The organism is Ktedonobacter racemifer DSM 44963, assembly GCF_000178855.1.
GTDB lineage: Bacteria > Chloroflexota > Ktedonobacteria > Ktedonobacterales > Ktedonobacteraceae > Ktedonobacter > Ktedonobacter racemifer.
This window is the reverse complement of sequence record NZ_ADVG01000004.1, coordinates 1,159,152-1,176,149: the sequence shown is the minus strand read 5'-3', so window position 1 is coordinate 1,176,149 and position 16,998 is coordinate 1,159,152. Positions and strand designations below refer to the sequence as shown.

Annotated in this window: 12 protein-coding genes; 3 read left to right on the top strand and 9 right to left on the bottom strand. The window is 52.8% G+C overall.

The features are described from left to right. Positions 1 to 134 precede the first annotated feature (134 nt). From KRAC_RS63945 to KRAC_RS46760, 8 genes are all read right to left on the bottom strand, one after another. Complete coding sequence (locus KRAC_RS63945) at positions 135 to 1,244, bottom strand: tyrosine-type recombinase/integrase (protein WP_007919348.1); 1,110 nt, start codon at positions 1,242 to 1,244, stop codon at positions 135 to 137. 12 nt (positions 1,245 to 1,256) lie between these two features. Next, positions 1,257 to 2,699, bottom strand: a complete 1,443-nt coding sequence (locus tag KRAC_RS46800) for a hypothetical protein (RefSeq protein ID WP_007919346.1) — start codon at positions 2,697 to 2,699, stop codon at positions 1,257 to 1,259. 566 nt (positions 2,700 to 3,265) lie between these two features. Then, complete coding sequence (locus KRAC_RS46785) at positions 3,266 to 3,499, bottom strand: hypothetical protein (protein WP_007919342.1); 234 nt, start codon at positions 3,497 to 3,499, stop codon at positions 3,266 to 3,268. After that, the gene (locus KRAC_RS46780; protein ID WP_007919341.1) at positions 3,486 to 3,950 is read right to left on the bottom strand and encodes a hypothetical protein; all 465 of its coding nucleotides are present in this window, start codon (positions 3,948 to 3,950) and stop codon (positions 3,486 to 3,488) included. Before KRAC_RS46780 ends, KRAC_RS46785 begins: the two co-directional genes overlap by 14 nt. After that, entirely contained in the window at positions 3,947 to 4,927 is a 981-nt protein-coding gene (locus tag KRAC_RS46775) for a TOTE conflict system archaeo-eukaryotic primase domain-containing protein (RefSeq protein ID WP_040447271.1), read from the bottom strand. The genes KRAC_RS46780 and KRAC_RS46775 overlap by 4 nt, the downstream gene beginning before the upstream one ends. 394 nt (positions 4,928 to 5,321) lie before the next feature. After that, positions 5,322 to 6,248 carry a hypothetical protein gene (locus KRAC_RS46770; RefSeq protein WP_007919339.1) on the bottom strand — a complete coding sequence of 309 codons (927 nt, stop codon included), beginning with the start codon at positions 6,246 to 6,248 and terminating at the stop codon, positions 5,322 to 5,324. 78 nt (positions 6,249 to 6,326) lie between these two features. Then, positions 6,327 to 6,659 (bottom strand): hypothetical protein, encoded by a 333-nt coding sequence (locus KRAC_RS46765; protein WP_007919338.1) that lies wholly within the window; start codon positions 6,657 to 6,659, stop codon positions 6,327 to 6,329. Positions 6,660 to 6,877: 218 nt separating this feature from the next. Continuing rightward, the gene (locus tag KRAC_RS46760) at positions 6,878 to 7,474 is read right to left on the bottom strand and encodes a glucosaminidase domain-containing protein (RefSeq protein ID WP_007919327.1); all 597 of its coding nucleotides are present in this window, start codon (positions 7,472 to 7,474) and stop codon (positions 6,878 to 6,880) included. Between the two features lie 602 nt (positions 7,475 to 8,076). On the opposite strand from KRAC_RS46760, the gene KRAC_RS46750 reads away from it, so the two are divergent. Next, positions 8,077 to 8,883 (top strand): MerR family transcriptional regulator, encoded by an 807-nt coding sequence (locus KRAC_RS46750; RefSeq protein WP_007919324.1) that lies wholly within the window; start codon positions 8,077 to 8,079, stop codon positions 8,881 to 8,883. A gap of 60 nt (positions 8,884 to 8,943) precedes the next feature. Continuing rightward, the gene (locus KRAC_RS46745; protein ID WP_007919323.1) at positions 8,944 to 9,213 is read left to right on the top strand and encodes a hypothetical protein; all 270 of its coding nucleotides are present in this window, start codon (positions 8,944 to 8,946) and stop codon (positions 9,211 to 9,213) included. Between the two features lie 394 nt (positions 9,214 to 9,607). Here KRAC_RS46745 and KRAC_RS46740 read toward each other — a convergent pair whose 3' ends face one another. Next, positions 9,608 to 10,735 carry a hypothetical protein gene (locus tag KRAC_RS46740; RefSeq protein WP_007919321.1) on the bottom strand — a complete coding sequence of 376 codons (1,128 nt, stop codon included), beginning with the start codon at positions 10,733 to 10,735 and terminating at the stop codon, positions 9,608 to 9,610. A gap of 739 nt (positions 10,736 to 11,474) precedes the next feature. Between KRAC_RS46740 and KRAC_RS46735 the strand changes: the two genes are divergently transcribed. Beyond that, positions 11,475 to 16,910 carry a type I polyketide synthase gene (locus KRAC_RS46735; RefSeq protein WP_007919320.1) on the top strand — a complete coding sequence of 1,812 codons (5,436 nt, stop codon included), beginning with the start codon at positions 11,475 to 11,477 and terminating at the stop codon, positions 16,908 to 16,910. The last annotated feature ends 88 nt before the right edge of the window (positions 16,911 to 16,998 follow it).

Below are 16,998 nucleotides of genomic sequence, written 5' to 3'. Positions count from 1 at the left end.
GGCTTACACCACACAATAGCACACTATTTCAAGCCAGTTATAAAGCCAATTGACAGCAAAGCTCGACTGAGACATTAATACTATCAATGCCTCAGTCGAGCTCAATTTATATGATTGTGCTAGCTTAATTCGTTCTACCTACCTTTTCGGGACTTACGCCACTCCCGCAATTGCCCACGCTTATCCTTGCTTGTGTGATGTATCTTCAAGGCATCTACAGGTGAGAAACGTACATACAAATCTCTGTTATCTTGTTCCGCCAAACGCACATACGTATTAATCATTTCGAGCGTTTCGTGTCCAAGCCAGCCTTGCAAAACTGTACTAGGCACTCCATTTTTAATAGCGTTAACCGCAAACCAATGTCTGCATGTATGTGGACTTACTCTCTTATCATCAATACCGGCTATCTTTTTTAGTCTGGTAAAAATGCACTCAGCAGCAGACCTTCTGAGAGGAGCACCCCAGGCGTTGAGAAACACATACTCATCATGGTTAGTCGTGCCGCCACGCCAGTAACGAATATACGTATCTAGATGCTGGCGTGCTATCTTCCCAAAAGGTATCTTGCGTTCCTTAGCACCTTTCCCTCTCACATAAATCATCCCCATATCCCACTCAATATCACCAAACAATAAACCACATGCCTCAGAAACTCTAATACCTGTAGAAAGAAGCAGCCAGAGAAATGCCCTATCACGAGAAGACAACGCTTTACGCTCATCAGGAGTCAATGACTTGCCTTTAGGTGCACGATCACAAGCAGCATCTAATCTCACTAGCTCATCTTCTGTAAAGACACGAATAAGCGCTTTTTCTGTCTTGACTGGTTTTAGATTTTCAGCAGGATTTTCCTTAAGATGCTTGTGAGCTACCAACCACTTAAAGAATACAACTACATCACGGTAGTACGTTTGTATTGAGCGACTACTATAAGGACGACCAAACTTACTTGTAGCCTCCCGCAGATGTGAGAGCCAGAGAATAATGTCTACCTCCTCTATCTCCTCAAGATAAACACGGTTTAAAGTTTCCTTCATATAGCGGATGAATACATTCCCTACCGCAATTTGATAATCTTTATGTGTCGCCCCAGAATTTCCCGAAGCATGTTGAGCACTTAGAAAAATCCTGAGCGCATCATCTAATGTAAGCGTTGCCCTTGACACCTCTTTTGCTTCTTGAATATCTTGTTGAAGACTAGCAGCATTATCCTCTTGCTTGCGACGCTTAGAATATTTCATAACACACCTCCTTTATGCGACCTGAGAAGATTCTTTAACAACACTAAGAAGCACACGCCGCTTCTTGACTTCTTTCTCAAAATCTCGCTCTTTTTCGTCGTAGTACTCCTCCACATGGTTGAAGGCAAAAGACACCGTATCCGAGAGATCAGAGAAGACATCCCGTTCCTCATGCGAGGGTTGCCGCCAGGCTTCCAACGTGATGAGCAAGCCCGCTATTTGTGCGATTAGGCGCAGCATGTTCTTCTCCCGCTTGCGTTGGCGAATGTATGGTTTGAGTGTGAAGGACTCAGGCACCACCGGGTGAGCAGCCGCCACGATGCGACGACCAGGCCGACGCCCTTTCTTCTTCTCTGTAGAGAAGGGCCGGGCCTCCAGCTCCTCATCAACCAACTGGAGCGGCTCTTCCCGTTCCCATTCCTCACGTTCATAGTCCGACTCCTCCAGCTCCTCACTCTGTTGAAATGCGCCCTGGATGACTTCCCAATCAGGATGCACCGGCCAGCGCGAGCGGTTGGTATCCTCCGTTGCAATGACATAGCGCAGCCAGCCATCAGGAAGGCCATCTTCACCACCGTCAACGTGCCCAACGGCATACGCCCACAGGCCCGGCAGATGCTCTTCCAGGTCAAAGGCATCATCGATCCCGTGAAAGTCCTCGCCTTTCATTTCATTGAGCGCAGGCCGCTTAAACCGCATTTCGACGCGCCATACCTCCTCTTCCCCGTCCCACAATGGCTCGCCCGTTTCTGCATCTTTCGCCACGCGCCACAGGTCGTAGAACCACTCCTTCTCCTTGGACTTGTATTTAATCTCATGCTGTTTGTTGTAGAGCAGCGCCGAAACATGCCCATTGCGAGCACCAAACGGGAGGCCCGTGATGCGCCCCCACCGTTGCTTAATGCCATCAGGCCCATCAATCATGCCATCCTCGGAGAGTGGCCGCTCTTCAGTGAGTTGCGCACGGGTCACAAAATTGCGTTTCACGTCTGTAAGCGTCCCCAGGTGCAACCCGACCACATCAGCCGCCAGGTCGCAGGCCGAGACTTGCAGCTTGATACGTTGCCCAAAGATGGTGACCAGGAAGCCAAACACCTCATGCACGACCTTGCCCAGGTCGCGCACACTCCACAGGTACTCAGAGGAGCACCGCACCTGCGCGATCAGTTGCATCTTGGAGCTCCGATTGACCGCCAGGGTGAGCAGCTTGTTTTTCAAGATCCACTGAAAGCCCTCACCGCCCTTGGCCGTCATCAGCAACGGAGCTCCACAGAAGACGAAGCGAGACTCCGCAGGCTCTTCATCATCTTGTGCTTTTTCCTTCAGAGCCTTTAGCTCCTCAAGAAGCTCACCATCGAGACTTCCTTTGATCACTTGGAAATCTGCCCTGGTTTGGTATATATTAAGCACAAGCGTATCCACAAAGGCCCCAAGCACTTTTACAGTTTTGTTCATAGTCGCCTCCTTTCCGATCTAAAGGAAGAAAAAAGAAATGCGCACCTTGCCAACCGCTAAAAGCGTAATATTCATTGCTCTTATAGAAATCACCTTTCTACTTGGCATTTTCATCAGTTTTTTCCCCCACTTACATAGGTCATCTCCACAGGAGATAATATTCCTGGCGCTCATAATGGAGTGTTTGTGTCATTTATGTCTTTTTGCTGGCATAGGAATACAAAAACTAACTATAAATGCACTGACCAAAGCCAACAAAAACAATCAGTAAAAGGAGAACAAGAACATGCGAGTCAATTTCAAGATCACACGGATGGGTGTTATCAGAGAAATTTTCGCCCTCGCCCTTTTCACCACTGTAGCCGTAATAGGATTTGGCTCGTCTCCACTGAAAGCAGTTATTCTCATCATATGTATGGAAGTTATCGTTCATCTCGTTAGCTTCCTCCAAGCACGAGCAATGAACTATCAATATCAACTAGCTAGAAAGAGAAAGAAAAATAACCAACCAACCATGTAGATTGCGCGGTACGGTTTACTTACGGTACCGCGCCCGCCGCATGTCCTCACTCATGAACCGGAAAGCCAACCATTCCGTCCTCCATAAGCTGCACCGCACGATAGCGCCAGATATCCGTCGTCCCAAGCAAATGAGCCGCAGCACGAGCAACCTTTACCAACCCATGCGCCACCATCACCACCTCAATCGCCTCATATGGTTGTTCAGCTTCAACAATGTCCGTGACGGTTGGGAAGTAGTCCGGCCAGCGCGACCAGAGCGCCACATCATAGCGAGCCATAGACAAACCTCCTTGCTTGCAATGGCAGAAGAGCACCACGTGCCACTGTATTCGTGATGCGCGAAGCTAGCTTGTAGGCTGAGAAGAAGTGTGAGAAAATGAGCGCCAAAAGTTCATCAATGAATTGAGAAAGATTTTTAGGCCGATGTTCATGAAGAAAGCAACGGACATCCTTTTTTGGATTGGAATGTTTTTTAGTACGGCATCTGTGATCTTTTGGCTTTGTTATTTTATTTTCCGAAATCAGGCCCTTTATGAAATTGTTGTAGGATGTATGTGTATTTTTTTCCCTGTATACGTTATTCATCTGTTTATGAGTAAGAGATCGAAAAAATGAGCAAGGGCAATCGCACGCATTGCTCAGAAAGAGGCGCCCAATATGTTGGAAATGTGCCACTAAAGAGTATTGGTGCCAGAGAGTGAGCCGGCCAAGCGTGTGCTCTTCTGTCATAGAGTCCCTCCTTCCTGAATGCGTCGCCATAACTCACGCGCCTCCAGGCCGTGATACAGGCGCAGAAAATCAAAGACCGAGCCGCCACGCTGCCAGGCATGGCAGTACCAGCAACAGAGATCGGAGCCTTTGGGCTGATAGACCCATAAGGAGCGCCGTGTGTCCTTGCCATCCGAGTGATGCCAGCCAAACGGGCAGAACCCCAACCCTTTGGCGTTCAGGTCCACATAGCGCCCTATAATGCTCACTGAGTCCTGTTGCGCACACCACTGTTGAATCGTCATGCGTGAACTCGGGCGGGTCAGTACCGCAGCGTTTTTTTGAAGGGTATTTTTCTTGGTCGCGTCTCCAGCGTGTTCGCGTTCAGGAGAGGTGATCGCCGCGGGCGGCGTCACCCGTTGAACCGTCGAGAGCCAGGCGAGAGAGGCCCCAACGTCCGAGGCCACCGGGACCAGGCGACGGAACCCCTCAGAGCGATCCAGGAGCACAAAGGGATAGCGTTCGCCTGTCAGGCGATGCACTCCCAGAGGCAGGCGCACCAGAGAGCCAGGCCCGGCCAGCGCGTCATCCTGTTTGGGAAAGAACTCCATCCCCTCGGGACAGTACGGCAAGAGCCAGCGCCGGAGCTGGAGGGGAGACACCCGCGAGGCCAGGAACACCCACAGGTGCCCCCCACGCCTGGAGGCCTCCAGGGAGGAAGCTATCCCATCAATGGCAAGCCGTTCTTGCACCCCGACCAGGTCGACCAGGCCACCCCGTTTATCCGAGTCAAGGACCGCGAACCGGCAGCTGCCTTGCTCATCAATGACATAGGTTCCAAGCGTGACCTGCCCGGCCAGGTGCGCCGCCACCAGGTCATAGGTCATAGCGCGACCTGCCCGCAGATACCCGCCATCTTCCCGCTGGACAGCATAGTCATTGCGCCGCCCGATGCACGTCTTGACCAGGACCGCCAGGTCATCACGCGAGAAAGCCACCGCATCACCTCCTTTCTCAGGCAAAACAACCCATAAGCAAAAGTAATAAGTGCCAAGCGATGAAATAAGCAGAAATGCCTTGAAAGTGCCTTTTTGAGCTCCAAATATACCGTTTAATCGCACTGAGCCGTTCATACGGACGCCCGGCCATCCAGACGTAAAATCACCTTGCTCATTTCGTTTGTGAACTCTCTTACCCGTTTTAGCGATATGCCTTCCCACCGCACCGCAAGCCACGTTATTTACTATTGATCTTTGAGAGAATATCATTATTGATAACCTTTTTGTTATGCCTCAACAATCACCAGAAAGGCGCTCCCAGAGGGAGAATGAGCGCCCCGCAACCAGACACACCAGGCCGAACCGTTGGCGCGTGGCGCTCAAAGAGAAACTGTTACTTATCCAGGCGATGGAAGCGCACCCGTTGACGCTCAGGCGCTTGCTCCTCAGCGCTCAAGGTCTGAAACTCACCTGTAATCGGCAGGTCAGCACCAGGCGCAGGCAACGCACCACCAGGCGCACCACCCGACATTTCCAACAGGCGCGTGAAAGCCTGTTTCTTGATCTGGGCGAGGAAATCCGCATCAGCGCGTTCTTGCTCGACTTTGATCTCCATCATCTTGATTTTGCTATCAGCCTCAGCCTCCAGCAGCTTGCGCTTGCCCTCGGCCTCGGCCAGCTCTGTATAGAGCTTGCCCTTCTCATGTTCCGCCCGAGCCATGAGCCGTACATCATGCTCATCGACCTGGCCGAGAAAGAAGGCCGTTCCGGCATCACCCAGGATGAAACCAATCACACGCGAGGCCACGAAGAGGTACATAATCCCCATGTTGGGGTCATGGGTCGACTGGACGATACTCAAGAGGAACGAGGTTTGCCCAATGATGTTAATGAGCGCGAAGGTGAGCCAGAGGCCCGTACCAATCTTGACCGCTCGTTCTTGCGAAGGGTCCGCATGGCCGTAAATCTCTCGCTGTTCGGCCACCTTTTGCCGTATGATCCCCAGGCCGAAGGTGGTAAACATCATGGCCAGTTCAATGAAGAGCGCACCGCCCCAGATGATGGTCTGCCCATTCTGATCACCAGGTGCAACCAGATGCGTGAGAATGTAGGCCACTTCCGCAGCCGTCAGCAGGACAAAGGCAATCGGCCCGAGCAGGAGCCAGGCACGCAGACCCAGGAGCATCACCCGCTCATGGAAGGGCTTGCCCACGCGAGCCTTCTCAATACGTTCCATCCGACGCCGTTTCATCATGTCTTCATAGGTGAGCTTGTCGCCCTGGGTCTCGTTAGGGTAGGAAGTCATTTCTTCTTGTTGCATTGCGTTCACTCCTTGCACGCATGTGTAAAACCAACAAAGAAAGGTGAGCCAGCCGGAGGCAGGCCCACCAGAAACGCGCTACTCGTCCTCGTCCGCAGGGACACCCAGGTCCTTGAGGTTCGTGACCTGGGTACGAATCTGCATGATCTTGCGCCCATCCTTGAGCGTGCGCTCACCCGCCGTCTGCGCGGAAACGGTCACCTTGACCTTATGCCCGATCAGGTCCGCACCTTCGAGGTCATCATACTGGGGATCATCACCACGAAGCTGACAGGACCAGACACGTCCAAAGCGCATGTCATTAATTTCCATCGAGAGGAAACGCCATCCTTCACCTTTACGAGCACCTTCTTCAATCACACCAGAAAGAGGGCGTTTGTTCAGAACGATACCGGTTAAAATCGCAGCCATAGTGTTTTCTCCTTTTCGCAACTAACGAAACTGTTTTCGATGACGAGAACACCAGGTGACAGGAGCGTGGCCCGCAGGCATCCCACCCAGGCACCCAGGACAGACCGCACTACAGAGACAAGAGCTACAGTGAAACAATCCGACAGAGCCAACAACCTTGATCCACTGGTGACGATGAGCACTAGCTCCCACACCTGCACGCCGAGAGCGAACCAGCATCACGCCACCTCCATACGACCAGACCGCAGCGCGGCCACCATCGCCTTAACCGCAGAGACATACGCCGGGACATTGTTTTCCGAGCCAGGAGCATAGACCGGGATAATCGCGTCAACGGTGGTCAGACCACGAGGTAAGTACTCCGACTTGAGCAAGCGGAACCAATCCAGGTAACCCGCCTCCCAGGAGGAGTAGGCACGGAATCGACCAAGACAAGAGGGATAGCCAGGCGTGCAGATAATATTGCCAAGCGACTTGGTCGCGTGAGCAGCACCATAGAGGCCGAACGTACTTTCATGCCAGAAGAAGGCGAGAGCAAAGGCCGGATCAATGCCGTACATGCCACCATCTTCATAGAGCGCCTTACCAGTACCAGCCGCAGGAGAACCATAATGCGTAAGCACCTGGTCAATGAAAGCCGCCGAGATGCTAGGAGTACCAAGAATGTTCGCAGCATCGGACGACGTACGAACCACGCCAGCATTGCCACTCGCCTCAACACGCTTGACCAGAGGAGCAGAGGAGTACCAGGCCAGGCCAACCGTAAAAGCGCCAATGATAAGCAACAACCCGAACAGGCTTATGAATCGAGACATATCGCACCTTCCTTGATGCACAAGTTGACAGGCCAGGCCCGATATGTCTAAATGAAATCGAGCCTAGCAACAATCGACTGCAAACGCTCAAACCGTTGGGCTAAGGTGCCAGCCTTAGCTCAACACCACACTAGCGTACAGAGACATGCCCGCGAGAACAGCGATACATTGTCCGACCTAAAGGCGACTTCCCAACCTCAAGCGCAGTCTGCCCACACTTGCTACAAGTCACCCGTTTGATAAATTGCACATCCGTGTTCATTTTCTTGCCCATGACACCTCCAGGCTAGAAAGGTAGTAGAGGGAGATGAACGCTCAGAGCCACATGAAAGACCCAATGCCCAGCCAGGACCAACGGCCCCCAAGACGCGAGCACCAGGCCCATCAATGCAGCCCCGGCCACTATCAGCAAAACATTTTCCCGATCAAGCTTCACTAGGCGCCTCCTACTTTTAGTAACTTTGCTAACTTCAATAACTTCAATAAGATTATACATAGGCAAAATTCTTTTTGTCAAGGAAAAATTAGGTAAATTTGAAAAGTTATCAAAGTTGGCTTATAATTTGACAAAGGTATCCAATCAAAAGGAAGGAAGAACAGTCATGGTAAAAAAGGGAGAAGCGACTCACTACACCGCAGCACAAACTAAGGAAAAACTAGGAATAACAGACGGGCAACTTTATAACTACGTCAACAACGGAACTTTGGCGCGCGTTATCCCTCCAGGGAAAAAACAGGGTGTATATCGTCGTGAGGATGTGGACCAGCTCGCCAGAGAACTAAATGCTTTTCTCTTGCACAGAAAGAGGAATACTACCCAATTCCTACAGGTGACAAATGAAGAGGAAATGAGGGAGTGTATGGAGATCAGTCAGGCCCTTTTTAGTGTCGGTAGAGAAACCGTAAAGGACCGCATGAAGCTTCTCCAAAAAAATCCTTACACCTATCATATGCTGAGAGACGACACCCAGATCATCGGCTACACTGCTACAATGCCGTTGAAGAATGGAAGGTTGGAAAAGGTTCTAAGCCAAACAATCCCAGTGAAAATAGGAGAGGATGATATAGCAGAGGATGTCGATGGTAACACAATTGACCTATACCTCCATGCCATAGGCGTAAAACCTGGCTACAGTATGGTGGAAAAACATTCCTATGGAGCTAGGTTAGTCAGTGGTATCATCGAATTGATTTTAGACTTTGGTAAGAGAGGCATCACCATTAACACCATTGCAGCTAGAAGTAACATGCCGGATGGAATCAGACTCATGAGACACGCAGGATTTACTGAGATAGAACCTCTTACACCCGAACGCCGCACGTTTGTTATTGATGTGAAAGAGTCTGGTATACCATTTATCATCCAGTACAAAGAGGCTTTAGCTAAGTGGCAAGAAGAACACAAATAGATAGTTTATGGTATCATAGGATAGAAAAGAAACAGGCACCTAGCGAAAGGTAGACTTCCTATGCCTACACCTGAAGAGCGAATAGGGACGGTTGAATTCGACCTTAGACAATTTAAAACGGAGACTATCAAAGCCTACAGTGATATGGCTTATGAAATGGTAATCATTAAGGGACTGGGAGAAGATTCAATCAAGCGCCTGGCGACGTTAACGGGGCGTGTCGAAAACATAGAAAATCAACTTGAAGCTATGAGAACAGAGAACAATCAACGTTTTGATACCATTGAAAGTATGCTTGCTCAGATCCTTAATCGACTCCCAGAAAAGTAGCAAAGTTTTCGAAGTTATCAAATATATCGAACTTATTGCACTAACTTCTCAAGGGCAATGTCGCAACCAAGCCACCCTTGAGAAGTTACTTTTATAGCGACATCACAGTACAAAACCACTCATATTGTCCAAACTTAATCATTAAAAGCCTCTACAAAAAAAGCAGAAAGCAACCCGCTTTAGAAGCCAAACTAAACAAGCACTCAAATAAAAATTCTCAACAATAATCCTGTATTATCTCCACTTTTTTTCTCCAACAGTCAATTGTTTGAGTTGACGAAGCAGTGCATCAAAGCCGATGCATTGCTTTTTGTGTGCTCAAAGCCAGGTGGATGCATCATAACGGGAAACATGTAGGCGCGTACGTAAGTAGCTTACGTACGCGCCTACACGTTCACTTGGAGTGGGGAAATGACGTTGTTCGCTGTGACCATCCCTGGCTGGGCATAGGCATGGGGGGAGGTGTAGGCGAAGGCAGATGGGCACGGTTGATGGTTTGGCCTTGCAAGGCTGCGATCAAGGGATCGATCTTGGTATGGCTCAGAGGAAGGGTTGGAGTCTTCCGCTGTGCCTCAGCCTGTTGGATCGCGCTTACGTAGTGCGTTATCGCCTGCTCAACATGCTGAAGCTCTCTCTCCGCCTGCACAGCTCTTTGCAGGCGCACCAGCAGCACGTTAAGCGCACGGGCGATCTGCCAGAGAACGTTATCCTTGTTGAGAGGGGCGCGCGCGCTTAAATTTCCATTGGCGACGGAGACGTGAGTATCCAGAATCTGCTGTATGCCTTCCTCTAGATCGTCCTTCTGGTCCGCTAACTCGTGCTCCAATTTCGCGATCAGTTCGGCTCGCCCTGCGCGCTTAATCGCGGTTGTCATGGTGGTAGAGAGAATATACGCCGCACCCGCGACCAGTAGGAGCGTTCCTACCGGGCGTGCCGCAATGATGAGGAGACGATCATGGATATCCTGTTGTAGCACTGCTGTATGTGGCATGTAGAGTAGTGTTGCCAGCGTACAGCCCACACCTGCGACAAAGACGACGAAGATACTGCGACTGGGCAATAGCGAGACCGCGAGCAGTTCGACGATCACATACATATCGTAGCCCTGAAGGGTCGTCTCATCAAAGGGGACGCTGGAGAAGAGCGCGGCGGTAAGTACCGTAAAACTACCAATTGTCACAAGGAGACCCGCCGTCAGCGACATCCCCCTACGGTTCAGTACCAAAGCGATGATGCAGGTGATGCTAAGCACTATATCCAGCCAGAAGTAGGATGGATAGGGAGCTATGTAGCAAGCTGGCAAGAGAAAGATGACCATGATCGTGAAAAAGAAGAGGATATTGCTGGTCATCTGCGATTTGCGCACGTTTTCGCGCCTGGCAAAGTCGGCGTCAGGGGGAGCATCAGGAATAGAGGTCAGCTCGTTCCAGCGTTGGGTCAGGCTGCTTTTCTTTTTCACATCTGGTTCAATTAGATCGGAAGGAGACCAGCGACCCTGAGGGGACTGACTATTAGTGGACATCGACACAAAGAACCTCCTCATCATCATCAACAAGCAATAGAGCAGAAAAAACAAGCTTCAAAATGCTCGCGCCACTTCCACGAAGCAGCATTTTGTGTGCGATAAAGCCCTGAAAAGCTCTATATCTAAAAATTTGCACTATGTATGTGCGATACCAACTTTACGCGTTGGACTTTTCAACCTGCCAGACTTTCTTACATCTCTGCCTTTCCTCCATAACAACCACACTATTTAAATGCATAAATTTGGTGCTCGTATGTTGTGCAAAAGCAGCCAGATGTGTTTTGGAGATGTGTGCGCAAAGTCATTTCAGGCGAAACAGTAGCTTTTCCTTTCGTTTTCCTCTGGATGCGCTGGATAAGCTGTCTTATACCATCAACAAAGAAGGTATCGTATGGTCTCTTTGTGACAAGAAATGGCAAAAACTAGCCTGCTCCTGATCGCTTCTCTTTCGTCTTCATATCAGCAGTAAAGGTAATTGTATGGAAAAGCTTATGTTAGTGATCTTACCTCCTTAGGAATATGTTATTATGATATTGCCATATTTGTAGTATAAGATAGCATATGTAAGTATATTTTGCTATAAAAATTTAGTTAAAATATGTTTGCATCTTTGCAGATTCTTATATGCAAAGATGTATGTTAACTGTTTGCTTTGTTACAGCGGCAGTACACAAGAAAAGTAGTAGTCGTCAAGTAGTAGTCGTTATGACTTGTAACCAGGAAGGATATCTAAAGCTTGAGTACCACTTTGTCCAACGCACCCGGAAATGCGATTGCTATTGTTGGTATGGGTTGTCGCTTTCCTGGAGCGCCCAACCTCGATGCATTCTGGAATTTAATGGCTGAGGGTGGAGATGCGATTACAGAGGTACCACGTGATCGGTATGACGTGGATGCTGTGTACGATTCGCGTCCCGCGACGCCGGGGAAAGTGATGAGCCGCTTTGGTGGTTTTTTAGCCCAGGTAGATCAGTTTGACGCCTCGTTTTTTGGTCTCTCTCCACGTGAAGTTTCGCGTATGGACCCCCAGCATCGTTTATTGCTCGAGGTGGCATGGGAGGCGATAGAGAATGCTGGCCTGGTGCCGGGAAAGCTGCGTGACGAGATTGCTGGAGTCTTTATTGGTGTGATTACTAGCGATTATTGGGATAGGCAGTTCCGCAATCCAACCGATCTCGATGTCTATAGCACGGCGGGGAATGCACGCAGCGGTGCCGCTGGCCGTATTTCATATGCTCTCGGTCTGCAAGGCGTGAGTGTGGCCCTCGATGCCGCCTGCTCCTCCTCGCTGGTCGCGGTCCACCTGGCATGTCAGAGCTTACGTACAGGTGCCTGCACTATGGCCCTGGCCGGAGGCGTCAACATTATCCTGAATCCCGATCATACCATTGGTTTCTCGCAAGGGCGCATGATGGCTCCCGATGGACATTGTAAGGCGTTCGATGCCAGGGCCGATGGCTATGTGCGTAGCGAGGGGGCCGGTGTGGTAGCCTTGAAGACGCTTGAGAAGGCCCTGGCGGATGGTGATCAGATTCACGCCGTCATCCGTGGTAGTTCTTCTAATAATGATGGACATTGTGACCTGTTTATGGCGCCAAGCGTACAGGGACAGCAGGCCGGTCTGCGCCTGGCGTACAAGGACGCGGGTCTCGATCCGCTACAGGTGCAGTATGTCGAGGCACATGGCACGGGCACCCAGGCTGGCGACCCGGTTGAGATCAATGCATTGGGCAGCGTCCTTTGCGCTGGTCGCTCACCTGCCAGGCCGCTGCTGGTAGGTTCAGTGAAAACCAATATCGGTCACACTGAGGGGGCCGCTGGTCTCGCGGGCCTGATCAAGGTCGTACTTTGCCTTAAGCACAAGATGATCCCGCCCAACCTGCATTTTCAAGAACCCAGCCCAAAAATTCCCTGGGATGATTACGCGTTGAAGGTGCCGACGGAGCTGACGCCCTGGCCCGAGAGCGAGGGTCCACGCCTGGCGGGTGTGAGCAGTTTCGGTATCGCCGGAACAAATGTGCATGTGATTTTGGAGGAGGCTCCTGTCCGCGAGCCTGTCATACTAGCGGCGGATGCTGAGCCGACCAGCTATCTTCTGCCCCTTTCAGCGCAGAATACGCAGGCGCTACAAGATCTGGCGGCGAAGTATCTTCAGCATCTCGAGGATGAGGTATACGCGGACCAGGCCTTGCGTGACATCTGCTATACAGCCAGCGAGCATCGTTCACACTTTGAGCAACGATTGGCAATCGTTGACCACTCGCGCCAGGATATGTGCCAGAAGCTTGAGGCGTTTGCGCGCGGCGAGACGGGTCTGGAGATTATGAGTGGGCGTAAGCGCAACGATCAGCGGCCCAGAGTAGCCTGGATCTTTCCCGGCCAGGGTTCGCAGTGGTTGGGAATGGGGCGCGATCTGCTGGAGCGCGAAGCGGTCTTTCGAGCCATGATTGAGGAGTGCGACCGGGTTATGCGTACCTATGTCGATTGGTCTTTGCTGGAACAATTGCAGGCAGACGAGGCGCATTCCCGACTCGATGAGATCAACGTGGTGCAGCCGACACTCTTCGCCATCGAAGTGGCCCTGGCAGCCCTCTGGCGCTCATGGGGAATCGAACCGGATGTTGTTGTTGGTCACTCAATGGGCGAGGTGGGGGCCGCGTATGTAGCGGGCGCGCTGAGTCTGGAGGATGCGGCCTGGATTATCTGTGCGCGTAGTCAACTATTATTACGCGTCAGTGGCAAGGGGGCGATGGCCGCCGTAGAACTCTCAATGGGCCAGGCGCAGGCCTTCGTGCGCGATTACCAGGGACGCGTCTCCGTCGCGGTAAGCAATAGTCCTCACTCAACGGTTCTCTCGGGAGACCCCCAGGCGCTGACCGAGATTCTGGCTCTGCTGGAGCGCAATGGTATCTTTGGGCGCCTCGTGCGCGTGGACGTGGCTTCGCATAGCCCTCAGATGGACCCCTTACACGATGACCTGCTGGCCTTGATGCAGCGTGTGCAGCCTCGCCCGGCCCAGATACCTATGTTCTCGACCGTTAGCGGTGCCTATCTTCAGGGCGCTGAATTGGTGGCCCCCTACTGGGTGGATAACCTGCGCCAGCCCGTGCTGTTCTTGCAAGCCACCAGGGCATTGTTGGCGGAGGGTATTGATGTCTTTATGGAGATGAGTCCGCACCCGATCCTGGTTGGAGCCATCAGGCAGACACTGGAGGAGTACGAAATGCCCGGTCTAGCCCTGGCTTCGCTGCGACGTGAGGAAGATGGTCGCGCGGCCCTGTTAGGAACCCTGGGAATATTGTATACCTATGGGTATGATCCTGATTGGGCCAGATTGTTTCCCATAAGCGTTCAGCATGTTGCTCTTCCAACCTACCCCTGGCAGCGCCAGCGCTACTGGAACTCCAATGCCGAACACTACTTCTATGGCTCGCCAGTTCAGCATCAGGGCATCGGGAACGCAACGGCTCATGCGATACTGGGACTGAGCACACAGTCGGCGCTTCACCCTGACACCTATTTCTGGACCACCCAGATTGGCCCGGACATCCTCCCCTACCTGGGAGAGCATCGGGTCTATGATGTACCAGTGCTACCGGGGGCGGCCTATATTGAACTGTCCCTGGCGGCGGCCACAGAGATCTTTGGTCCCCAGCAGTTCCTGGTGGAGGCGTTGGAACTAAAGCAGGCGCTCTTCTTCCCCAAAGGCGTGCCCCCCTTCACGCTCCAGCTTATTATGGCCCCCGAACAACAGTCGGGATACATGGAGCTACGTTTCTTCAGTGCTCAGGCGGGACAGAGCAGTGAGGCGCGCACCTGGAGTGAGCACGCCAGGGTTACCGTGCATCGCATAGAGGAGGCACTAGCCCCTGAAAGTGTGATGCATCCAATTCCCGAAGAGGCGCAGCGTGATTGGACCTTAGCCATGGAGGCGCCGATCTACTATCAGGGATTGCGTAACCGTGGCATTCAACACGGTGAGCCTTTCCAGAGCGTGACGCATGTCTGGCGACGCCCTGGCGAGGTTATGGCGCACCTCTCGCTGCCAGAAGATGTGGTCTACGATATGGCTGGTTACCAGCTTCACCCGGCGCTGATGGACTCAATTCTCCAGGCGATCACGCCCTTCCTACCAGAGGAGAATGATGATAGCTATGTCCCGGTCGAAGCCAGGCGTATCAAGTATTACCAGCGGCCCGTTTCTGGGACCAGCTTGTGGTCGCATGCGCTTGTAGATATGGAGAAGAATCGCGATCCCCGTATGCTGGAGGGAGATATCTTCCTGCTGGATGAGCAGGGCCAGGTCTTACTGGAGGTGCTGGGTTTCCGCTTGCAGTCGCTGGACAGCGGTTCGCAGGATCTCATGCGCCAGCGCCTCAACCAGTTGCTCTACACTATTGAATGGGAAGAGCAGGCTCTGAACGCCGTGCAACAGCCAGCACAGCCGCGCACCTGGCTACTTTTTGGCCAGCCAGAAGGACCAGGACAATCGCTGGCTGAGCGCCTGCGAGCCTCTGGAGCGCGTTGCCTCACTGTTACTCCTGGTGATTCCTATAGCCAGATAGATATGGGGCATTACGAGCTGGCAGCGACCTCGGCGGCTGACTTCCACCAGCTCTTTCACGAGGTTTATGATGCATATGGTACTCATGTGCTTGGCATCGTCTATCTCTGGGGTTTGGGAACGAAATCAGCCAGTGAAGAGCTGGCGGCTCAGGCCTTCTATACCGACATGGAGCGATCCAGTCTCGGCCTGCTGCACCTGGTTCAGGCAGTTAACGCCACGAAAGGCGAGCACTCTACGCGCCTCTGGATCGTCACGAGCGGCGTTCAGGGAATAGAGGCACGCGACACCTCAAGCGCGCTGGTGCAGAGCCAGCTCTGGGGCCTGGGGCGCGTCATCGTCTACGAGCACGAGGACCTGCGAAGTACGCTCATAGACCTTGCCGCCACAGCCGACGAGCACACCATTGAGGCGCTCTTCCACGAAATCTGGTCAGATGCCGACGCAGACGAGGTGGCCTTGCGCGGCGAGAGGCGCTACCTGGCGCGCCTAGCGCATGCCACCCTGGCGGAGCCGGAAACGGCGAATCAATCACACTTCCACGCTGATGGGACTTACCTGGTGACGGGAGGCCTGGGTGGCGTCGGCCTGCGGAGCGCGCAGTGGATGGTCGAGCAGGGAGCGCGCCATCTCGTCCTTATGGGAAGGCGTGCTCCTGGCGAAGAGGCCAGTGCGGCCATTCAAGCTATGGAGAGTCAGGGTGCCAGTGTGCGGGTTATGCAGGTGAACGTAGCCCTGGAAGAGCAAGTGGCGAGCGCCCTCAGCGAGGTACGCCAGACTATGCCACCCCTGCGTGGCGTCTTCCACTCCGCCGTTGTGCTGGATGACAGCATTCTTCTGCAACTGGATCAGGAGCGCTTCCTGGGCGTGATGCCTCCCAAGGTTGATGGCGCCTGGAACCTGCATCGCCTGACGTTGGAAGACCCGCTGGACTACTTTGTCCTCTTCTCCTCGGCAGCCTCGCTTATCGGTTCGCCGGGACAGGGCAACTATGCCGCGGCGAACGCCTTCCTTGATACGCTGGCCTTTTACCGCAGGCGGCAGGGGTATCCCGCGCTCTGTATCAACTGGGGGCGTTGGGGCGAGATCGGCCAGGCGACAAAGGGTGATCGAGGAGAGCGCCTGGACTTTCGTGGCTTTGCCAGCATGAAGCCAAAGGAGGGGCTAGCAGTCCTGGGGAGCCTGCTGCGCCAGAGTCCACCGCAGGTCGGCGTCATGTCCTTTGACTTGCCCAGGTGGAGTCAGTTTTATCCTGATCTCCGCAATTCCTCACTCTTCACGCGCCTGGTCGCAGAAGCCCAGGCCCAGGAAGCCAGCGGAATCCAGAACGCAGGCGTGACGCGCGCGGTACTGACCGATCTCAATGACGAGGAGCGTCGGGAGACGCTCAGCCAGTACCTCAGCGCGCAGATCGCCCGTGTGCTGGGCCACACCTCGCTCAAGCTTGACGCGCAGCAGCAACTCAACCGCCTGGGCATCGACTCGCTCATGTCCGTCGAACTCAAGAATCGCATCAATTCCGACCTGAAGATAACCGTGCCAGTCACCACCTTCCTGCAAGGTGTGACCTTCGAACAACTTATCACCCAGGTCAGCGAACAGCTGTAGGGGTCATGCTTTTCACCCGGATGTGGCGAAGAGGCCTCGCAAGCTCTGCCCCTACTTAGGGGTAATAGTGTGTGGTGGTGGCGTGGCA